We start from the raw sequence: 4,930 nt of genomic DNA on the forward strand, positions 1-4,930 counted from the left end.
GGGTGGGGGGGCCTCCTGTGTCGCTTTCCCGCCCTTGTCGGCTTTGGGCGGCGCGCGCACCCGCCCGAGGGTGGGGCTGTGCCGTGACAACATATTGGCTATAAACGGATTTATGAGGTATCTGCGGCTCCGGCACGTATTTTGAATGGCTCCAGACCAGCCCCACTGAGTCGCGAGCCGTCATGTCTGAAGCTGCCGAAAGCGAAGTCCTCGATATCCCGCAGGTCTACACGTACCACGTGTTCTGCTGCTTCACGCAGCGGCCGCCGCAGCATCCGCGGGGCTCGTGCGGGGCCAATGGCGCGGCGCCCCTGTGGGAGCGACTGGGCAAGAAGCTGGAGGCGTCCGGCCGGCGCGACATCGCCATGACCTCTTCGGGCTGCCTCAGCTTCTGCCAGGCGGGTCCCATCATGGTCGTCTACCCGCAGGGCATCTGGTACACGCCGAAATCCCCGGAAGACATCGACGAGATCGTCACCTCCCACCTCCTCGGCGGCAAGCCGGTGGAGCGGCTCATCATCGTCCCGCGCATCTGAGATCAACGGCCCGTGAGCGTTTCTCATGGGCCATTGGTCAAGCCCGCGCGGCGCTTGAGCGAAACCCACTTGGCATCGGTCGAAGACCGAGGCCGATGGTCCGAAATTTGACGGCGCCGCCCGGCGGTGCCGTCACGCGTGCTCGGCGAGGCGGAAGGTGAGCCGCACGCAGGTGCCGGTCTTTCGCGCATCCAGGGTGGGCTCGCAGCCGAGCTTGGTGGACATGGCCCGCACGATGCGGGTGCCGAGCCCGGTGGACGGGGCCGCGCCGGTCTCCGCGGCCTTCGGCGCCGCCATGCCCGCGCCCATCCCGGTCCCCATCCCGGCCCCATCGTCCTCCACCGTGAAGTCGATGCGCTCGCCCTGCCGCTTCAGCGCCACCCGCACCGCGCCTTCGCCGCGGGGATAGGCGTATTTCAGGGCATTGATCACCAGCTCGGTGGCGATGATGCCCACCGCCACGGCGCGGTCGGGGTCGATGTGGATCGGGTCCGCATCCAGGGTGATGGTGATGCCGCCATGGTCCCGGTGGGCGGAGACCTGCAGGTCGTCCAGCAGCGAGCCGATATACTGGTCGAGGGCCACGGTGGCGATCTGGTCGGAGGTGTAGAGCCGGCGATGCACCTGGGCCACGGCCGAGACGCGGTTGCGGGCGGAGTTCAGCGCTTCCTTCACCCGCCCGTCCTCGGTGGCGCTGGCCTGCACGTTCAGCAGCGACACGATGATCTGGAGCGAATTGCCGACCCGGTGGTTCATCTCGCGCAGCAGCAGCGCGCGTTCGGCGGCCAGCGCCTCGAAGCGGTCGCGGGCGGCGCGGATCTCGGCCTCCGCCGCCTCGTGGGCGCGGCGCATGCGCACCTGCTCCACCGCCGCCACGAAGGCGGCGCGCAACAGCTCGACGAAATCGGCCTGAATTTCCTTCACCACATAGTCGGCGGCTCCCGCCTTCAGTGCCGCCACGGCGAGGCGGCCGTCCTGGGCGCCGGTGACGTAGACCACCGGCGGGGGACGATCGAGGGCGCGGATGGCGCGCAGGGTGGCGATGCCGTCCTGGCCCGGCATGTAGTGGTCGAGGGCCACCACGTCGAAGCGCTCGGCCGCCACCAGGGCCAGCCCCTCCTCTCCGGAGCCTGCCAGCACCACCTCGAACCCGAGCCGCCCGAGCTGGCGCTGCACGAGGCGTCCCAGCCCCGGGTCGTCGTCCACATAGAGGACGCGCAGCGGGGCCGGTGGCGTGGATGTCCCGTCCTGGGGCGGGGCGGCGGGTTCGGGAACGGAGCCCTCCATCAGTCTGTCTCCGGAACCTGGATGACGGAGAAGAACAGCCCGAGCTGGCGGATGGCGTTGGCGAAATTCTCGTAATTGACCGGCTTGGTCACATAGACGTTGGCGCCGAGATCATAGCAGCGCTGGATTTCCACCTTGTCGTCGGTGGTGGTGAGCACCACCACGGGCGAGCGCTTGAGATGCTCGTTCTGCTTGATGCGGGTGAGAATCTCCACGCCGGTCATGTCCGGCAGGTTGAGGTCGAGGAGCACCAGCAGGGCCCGGCCGATATGATCGCGCCCGGTCCCGTCCGCGCCGAACAGGAACTGTACCGCGCTGGTGCCGTCGGTGAACGGCAGGATGTCGTTGCGCACCCCGGCGCGGCGGATGTTCTTCTCGATGAGGCGCGCGTGGCCCTCGTCGTCCTCGACCATCACGATGGTGACGTGTTCAGTCATGACCCTTTTTTCCGTTGTCCGCCGGCAGGCGGCGCGGCAGCGTGACCTTGAAGGTCGAGCCCTCGCCCAGCGTGGAATCCAGTGAAATCAGCCCGCCCATGCGTCGCACCAATGCCCGCACATGGGCAAGGCCGATGCCTTCGCCCGGCCGGTCCTGCCGGCCGGAGCGGCGGAACAGCTCGAACACCCGGCCGCGATCCTTGGGGTCGATGCCGCGTCCGTTGTCCTTGACCACGAAGGTGACGAAGCCGGGCGTGTCCACCGCGCTCACCTCGATCAGGCCCGGCACACCCTCGCGCCGGTATTTCAGGGCGTTGTCGAGGAGGTTGGTGAAGATCTGCTCCAGCGCCAGGCGGTCGGAGTGGATCACGGGGAGCCGCGCCGCCCGGATCTGCGCGCCCGCCTCCTGCGTCTGGTGGGCCATGGAGCCGGCGATGCTGGCGATCAGCTCACCCACATCCACGTCCACGGGCATGAATTCCTTCCGCCCCTCCCGCGACAGGGCGAGAATGGCATTGATCAGGCGGTCCATGCGGGTGATGGAGGCCTTGATGAAGGCGAGCGCCTCCTCGAAATCGGCGGCAAGCTCCCCGTCCGCCTCCCGCCCCTCGCCGGCCGTCTCGCGCAGCTTCGCGAGGCGATCGAACAGGTCGGTGCGCATGGTCTCGATCTCGCTGGTGAAGCCCATGATGTTCACCAGCGGCGAGCGCAGATCGTGGCTGACGATGTAGGCGAAGCTCTGGATCTCGTCGTTGGCTTCCTTGAGGTCGGCGGTGCGGTCGGCCACCCGCTGCTCCAGGCCGGCGTTGACGGTCTCCAGCTCCTTCTGCGCCGTCTCAAGGGCGGTGATGGTACGCCGGTTGAGATAGAGCGCGAGGCCGCCGAGGGCCAGAACCACGGCAAAACCGCCGGCGCTCACCGCCGTGAGCCAGCTGGCGCTGTGCCGGGACGCCGCGGCCCGGCTGTCGAGCAATTGCGTCTCGGCCGCCTTCATCTCCATGAGCATGGTGCCGAGGCGGGTCATGGCGCCCTCGGTGGGGTCGGACTTCAGGTCCGACTGGGCACCCTCCACATCGCCGCTGCGGCGCAGGGCGATGGCGCGCTCGAAGGCTTCGAACCGTCTTTGAAGGAGCGGCCGTGCCTCCGCGACGCGGGCCTGCTGGACGGGGTTGTCCTGCGTCAGGTTGCCGATTTCGTCGAGGGTCGGCAGGGCGCGGGCTCTGGACTCCTCGTAAAACCGCAGGAAGCCCTCGCCGCCGGTGATGACAAACCCCCGCTCGGCGCTTTCGGCCCGCCGAATCATGATCTGCAATTGGGAGATCGCGTTCATCACGCGCAAGGTATGGGTCACGCCGTCGGCGTCGTCCTGTGCGCGGTACACCAGCGTGACGGAGAGGGCGCTGATGGACGCCAGCACCGCAAACCCGAGGACGAGCAGCAGCGTCGGGCCGGGAAGGCGCAGCCGGCGGGCCGGTGCACGGGCGGCGGGCATCACCAGCGCCATGGTGCATTCCCTCCCGAACGTCCTGGGCCGCCCTGCGTGTCCTCAGGGTGCGTCGATGAGAATGACCCCCGCGGGGGTCTCGCCGCCGTCCTCATCTGGTGGTCACGTTCCCTTCTGTTGACAGGCGCCGCATGGCTGCGCTCCCTGCTCCCGCAGTACCGCTGCAGGTGCATAATCATCGTCGCGCTTGAAGGTTCCCGCGCTTCGCGCTTGGATGAACAGGAAATCGACGTTTTTTTGAATGGAGTGTCATGCAGGTCCAGGTTCCAGACCGTCGACCCGACGATGCCGCGGCCCCCGGGGTCACGGACGAGGTGGCGGATTATCTGACGGCCTTCGGCGCGCCGGACGTGGTGGAGGTTCTCCTGCCCGACACCTCGGCGGTGCTGCGGGGCAAGTGGATTCCCGGCCATTCCCTCGGCAAGATCTGGAAGGACGGTGTGGCGATCCCGCTCTCCATCTTCGGCCTCGACATCTGGGGCTGCGAGGTGGAGGCCACCGAAATCCATATGGAGACCGGGGACAAGGACGGCCTGTGCTGGCCGGTGCCCGGCACGCTGAAGCCGGTGCCCTGGGCGCTGCGCCCCACCGCGCAGGTGCTCATCACCATGCACGAGCCGGACGGCTCGGCCCGCGGCCGGCCGTGGAAGCTCGATCCACGCCAGCAGCTCGCCGCCGTGGTGGACCGCTTCGCCGCGCGGGGGCTCATCCCCTGCGTCGCCTTCGAGCTGGAATTCTACCTGCTGAAGCCGTCCGACGTGCCGGGCGCGCCGCCCGAGCCGGTGTTCCGGGCCACGGGGCAGGCGCGGCAGAACATGTATGCCATGTCCGACCTCGACGCCTTCGCCGAGGTCCTGCACGACATGCGCGCCGCCTGCGTCACGCAGGGGCTGCCAGCCGATACCGTGATCTCGGAGGCCGCGCCCGGCCAGTTCGAGGTCAATCTCTATCACCGGGTGGATCCGCTCGGGGCTGCCGACGACGCGGTGCTGCTGCGCCGGCTGATCGACGGCGTGGCGCGCCGGCACGGGTTGAAGGCCAGCTTCATGGCCAAGCCGCTGGCGGATTTCGCCGGCAACGGCATGCACGTCCATGTGAGCCTGATGGAGCAGGCCGGCGGCAACCTGTTCGCCCGCGAGGACGGGGTGGGGGACGAGGCCCTGCGC

At 68.5% G+C, this 4,930-nt stretch carries 5 protein-coding genes; 2 read left to right on the forward strand and 3 right to left on the reverse strand.

The annotated features are described in order from the left end of the window. Positions 1-182: 182 nt before the first annotated feature. Complete coding sequence (locus K9U41_RS21735; protein WP_282642929.1) at positions 183-536, forward strand: (2Fe-2S) ferredoxin domain-containing protein; 354 nt, start codon at positions 183-185, stop codon at positions 534-536. A gap of 132 nt (positions 537-668) precedes the next feature. Here K9U41_RS21735 and K9U41_RS21740 read toward each other — a convergent pair whose 3' ends face one another. Genes K9U41_RS21740 through K9U41_RS21750 form a run of 3 tightly spaced genes read right to left on the reverse strand, consistent with a single transcriptional unit; the run spans position 669 to position 3,764 of the window. Further along, positions 669-1,823 (reverse strand): response regulator, encoded by a 1,155-nt coding sequence (locus tag K9U41_RS21740; RefSeq protein ID WP_282642930.1) that lies wholly within the window; start codon positions 1,821-1,823, stop codon positions 669-671. Continuing rightward, complete coding sequence (locus K9U41_RS21745) at positions 1,823-2,260, reverse strand: response regulator (protein ID WP_282642931.1); 438 nt, start codon at positions 2,258-2,260, stop codon at positions 1,823-1,825. The genes K9U41_RS21740 and K9U41_RS21745 overlap by 1 nt, the downstream gene beginning before the upstream one ends. After that, the gene (locus K9U41_RS21750) at positions 2,253-3,764 is read right to left on the reverse strand and encodes a sensor histidine kinase (protein ID WP_349237866.1); all 1,512 of its coding nucleotides are present in this window, start codon (positions 3,762-3,764) and stop codon (positions 2,253-2,255) included. The genes K9U41_RS21745 and K9U41_RS21750 overlap by 8 nt, the downstream gene beginning before the upstream one ends. A gap of 251 nt (positions 3,765-4,015) precedes the next feature. On the opposite strand from K9U41_RS21750, the gene K9U41_RS21755 reads away from it, so the two are divergent. Next, a partial coding sequence (locus K9U41_RS21755; protein ID WP_282642932.1) for a glutamine synthetase family protein occupies positions 4,016-4,930 on the forward strand: 915 nt, incomplete at its 3' end.

It is taken from the genome of Xanthobacter autotrophicus (assembly GCF_029991245.1).
Taxonomy (GTDB): Bacteria; Pseudomonadota; Alphaproteobacteria; order Rhizobiales; family Xanthobacteraceae; genus Xanthobacter; species Xanthobacter autotrophicus_C.

Bases quoted from the DNA above. Each gene is read 5' to 3' on its own strand.
- K9U41_RS21745 (WP_282642931.1), bottom strand. From the start codon at position 2,260: ATGACTGAACACGTCACCATCGTGATGGTCGAGGACGACGAGGGCCAC.
- K9U41_RS21750 (WP_349237866.1), bottom strand. From the start codon at position 3,764: ATGGCGCTGGTGATGCCCGCCGCCCGTGCACCGGCCCGCCGGCTGCGC.
- K9U41_RS21735 (WP_282642929.1), top strand. From the start codon at position 183: ATGTCTGAAGCTGCCGAAAGCGAAGTCCTCGATATCCCGCAGGTCTAC.
- K9U41_RS21740 (WP_282642930.1), bottom strand. From the start codon at position 1,823: ATGGAGGGCTCCGTTCCCGAACCCGCCGCCCCGCCCCAGGACGGGACA.